Raw genomic sequence first — 3276 nt, forward strand, 5'->3', positions numbered from 1 at the left:
TAGCCATTCGTCGACACTAACTCTGCTCCTTGTTGTTGGTTTCGTCATTAACACAAGGAGCAACGGTTTTATAGATCTTTCCCCTCAGATGGAGCCGACCCTCGACTAGAGGGTTTCAACAGAGCCATGTTAGCCTAAAATCTCGATTGCTTCTCTTAAATACTGAACAAAACATCTCTAATTAACTATTCAGCAATGTTAGCACGTTTGAAAAAGTATTTAATATCTGAGTGGGAATAAGGCCATTATCTAAAAGGTGAGGAATAATGGCTAATGAGAGAATTAATAACCCCAAGACTCATGCGGACTACCGTATCCGCCAAAGAACGACAAAGAATGGCACAAAAGGTCAGATAATGGGTCGGTACAGGATGCGCAAGTAGTTTGGATCAGCTGCAACGATTTCTTTCACATGACAACTATGTGAGCAGGTGTTTGCAGGATAGAGGAGCTTAAGTTAGTGATCAAGATATCTTTGCCGGAAGGGGACTCTCTTTCCATCCTTCCACAGGGGGATTTTAATATAGAAACAACTTTCCTCCACATTTCTGCCTACAATTTGCTCAAGTAATTGAAATTGCAGTTTACAATTTGAAAATATAAATTCGAAACGCATATACGAACTATCTCCCTTATTGGCAATAGTTGAGAGACTGAACGCCGGGTGTGTCAATGCTAGGTAAACATCATATCTCTATCAGTATTGGAAGTGGACTTCTACTCACAGCACCTTGGTTTTTATCCGCGCCTGTGTCGGTTACGATTTTCATCGCAGGAACGATAATTGGATCACTGTTACCAGATACTGACGCTGCAGATTCAAAATTACACTATATGGATGGAATTGCGAAATTTTTCAGTCTAATAATGAGGCCAGTTGTTTTCCCGCTTACGGGATATGTGTTCTATCTTCTCCGTCAGCCATTCAATCCATCACACAGAGGGTCTATGCATACATTCCTAGGTTTGGCCGTTTACACATCCATACTTGCAGTAATTATTAACCTTGGCCTTGCCGTCCTTGGATTCTGGAACGTCCTTCTGCTATTTTTCACAATTGGGTTGTCTTTTGGGGGGCTTTTCCACATATTTGAGGATTGCTGCACGAAAAGTGGAATTTGTCCGTTAATGCCGTATAGTAAACATTGGTTTGGAGGTGGAATCAGTACCAGAGATCACCAAGATAAACGCCCAGAACAGTATTCCACAGGCTTGATCGTATTGGCTGTTGGCATAATGATAGCCGAACAGCATTTCAGGTTTGAACCACTTCAGGTTGCACCTTTCTCTATCCTGATATTCACTATTGCATGGGTTACTATCTACATAATGTCCAAATCATCTGCGAAACGGCAATATAGGCGTTGATTTGAGGGGACAGAATGGAAAAACCTAGTTTAGCCAAACATTTGCTGAGGCAAGATGGTATCGTTATCCCAGAGAAAATATTTAAGCAAAAGTTTATGGAACAATTTGAACGGGCACTATATTCAAAACAACCAATAATCGTTTCATACTTTTTTAAAAAAGCATCAAATAATATGGCCGAATGTCTTAACTATGAAAATATTGAGGTGTTCTTTAACCGCCTCGTTTCAGATAAGTATTATTTGGAGGGAAAGTATTGTGACTTAATAACAGAAGATGATAAAAAGATTCTAAATTTGGTAGCAAAAACTTCGCAATCCCCCGTAAAAGATTTTCTAGAAATTTCTGGGCCATTAGTTTACCTAACAGAAGTAATTGGAGAACTAGAAGAAAAATGGGGGGAAATACCTCAAACAATTCAGATTAGCGTGTTTATTTGGCTCTTTAGTACTACATTCGAGTTAATTTTGCATATGACGGACAGGCGACTATTTGCAGTTATACTAGATGATGATTCGATCAATAATAACGACAGAAGAATTGTGAAATTTCGAGAGGATGTTAAAAGAGATGAGTATCACGACCATGCACTACCCGGGATGATCAATGGCGTTCTTCAGGCAATTCTCGGGATGCCTCCTAACAACGATTCTATTTTTGGAAATAATAGCGATCCTAAATCTATTCGGAATAAGATCTCACATTCAAACTTGTTTTACGATTCGGAAAAAAATAAAATTGTCCGCCTTGATGGCAAGGAGTACGAAGTTGAAGATCTCCTTAAATATTACTTTCATATGTATCAATTTTTAATAAAGTGGATAGAAATCTCTCTGGATTCTCCGATTCAAGATATTGATCTTGAACAAAAATTTGGAGGCGAAATGGAGTCTTTCTTTAACACATATTCGCAAAAATTTGCGAAATATCAGCGTTATGGGTACCAGAAGTATTTTTCGATGTATATTATTAATCTGTACAGGGAAGCCAAAGGTAGCAGTTGAAAATGATGTAATAAGAGTGTAATGTCCTTCAAGTAACTTTTCAGAATCACATGATTTCACATGTGAGAATGCACTTTGAGGTCATCCCAATATTCTCCCGATCATGACACTACATGCCAGGTGAATCAATCCCATGAATGAGTGTTCATATCGCTCGTAACGTGGAACAATCTTCTTAAACGCTTCAATCCAGCTGAAAAACCGCTCTACTGCACTGCGCTTTTTATAGAGTTCTGGATCAAACCAGACGGGTCTCGGTAACGTCTCAGATCTTCTGTAATTTGCCTGAGCCCCGTCTCCTTGCCTGATCATTCCTTCTCCATGGTCAAATACCTTCTGCCGGTGACCCACTCCTCGTTGATGTCCATCAGGATAGATCCGACCAGCCGGAGAAGGGATTCCTCGTTCGGGAACGCTCCTACGACTTTGGTCCTTCGTTTTAGCTCCTTATTGACCCGTTCCATCAGGTTTGTGGTTCGGAGCCGTTTCCCGTGCTGTTTTGGGAATGCCGTGTAACTCATCAACCCCGGGAGGAATCGCTCGATGGTGTTGGCTGCTTTTCGGTACCCCCTGGCATTCAGGTCATCGGCGAGATCTTGAAGCCTTTGTTCACTTCCATAGGCCTCCTTCAGCCCCTCTACAACCTCCTTCTGATGTTTCCGGGGAATATTCCTCAAGACGGCTCGGGTACAATGAACCTGACACATCTGCCAGGATGCACCGAGGAAGGCGGCTTCAGCCGCCTTCTGGATGCCGGTATGCCCATCCGAGATGACCTGTTGAACCCCGGCAAGTCCTCGTTCTTTGAGGTCCTCGAAGAGTCCCGACCAGAATTCCTCATTCTCACAATCTGTGATTCTTGCGCCGAGGATCTCCCGGTAACCATCCTCGCGCACTCCGGCGA

Annotated in this window: 3 protein-coding genes; 2 read left to right on the forward strand and 1 reads right to left on the reverse strand. The window is 42.0% G+C overall.

The genetic code is table 11. The features are described 5' to 3' along the window. Window positions 1-672: 672 nt before the first annotated feature. Window positions 673-1368 (forward strand): metal-dependent hydrolase, encoded by a 696-nt coding sequence (locus tag MCUTH_RS10055; RefSeq protein ID WP_083524863.1) that lies wholly within the window; start codon window positions 673-675, stop codon window positions 1366-1368. Window positions 1369-1382: 14 nt separating this feature from the next. Beyond that, window positions 1383-2372 carry a hypothetical protein gene (locus tag MCUTH_RS10060; protein WP_066958614.1) on the forward strand — a complete coding sequence of 330 codons (990 nt, stop codon included), beginning with the start codon at window positions 1383-1385 and terminating at the stop codon, window positions 2370-2372. A gap of 308 nt (window positions 2373-2680) precedes the next feature. On the opposite strand, the gene MCUTH_RS10065 is transcribed toward MCUTH_RS10060, so the two are convergent. Continuing rightward, window positions 2681-3276: IS256 family transposase (locus MCUTH_RS10065; RefSeq protein WP_201784943.1), on the reverse strand; the 596-nt coding region annotated here is incomplete at its 5' end.

This window comes from Methanoculleus thermophilus (assembly GCF_001571405.1).
GTDB lineage: Archaea > Halobacteriota > Methanomicrobia > Methanomicrobiales > Methanoculleaceae > Methanoculleus > Methanoculleus thermophilus.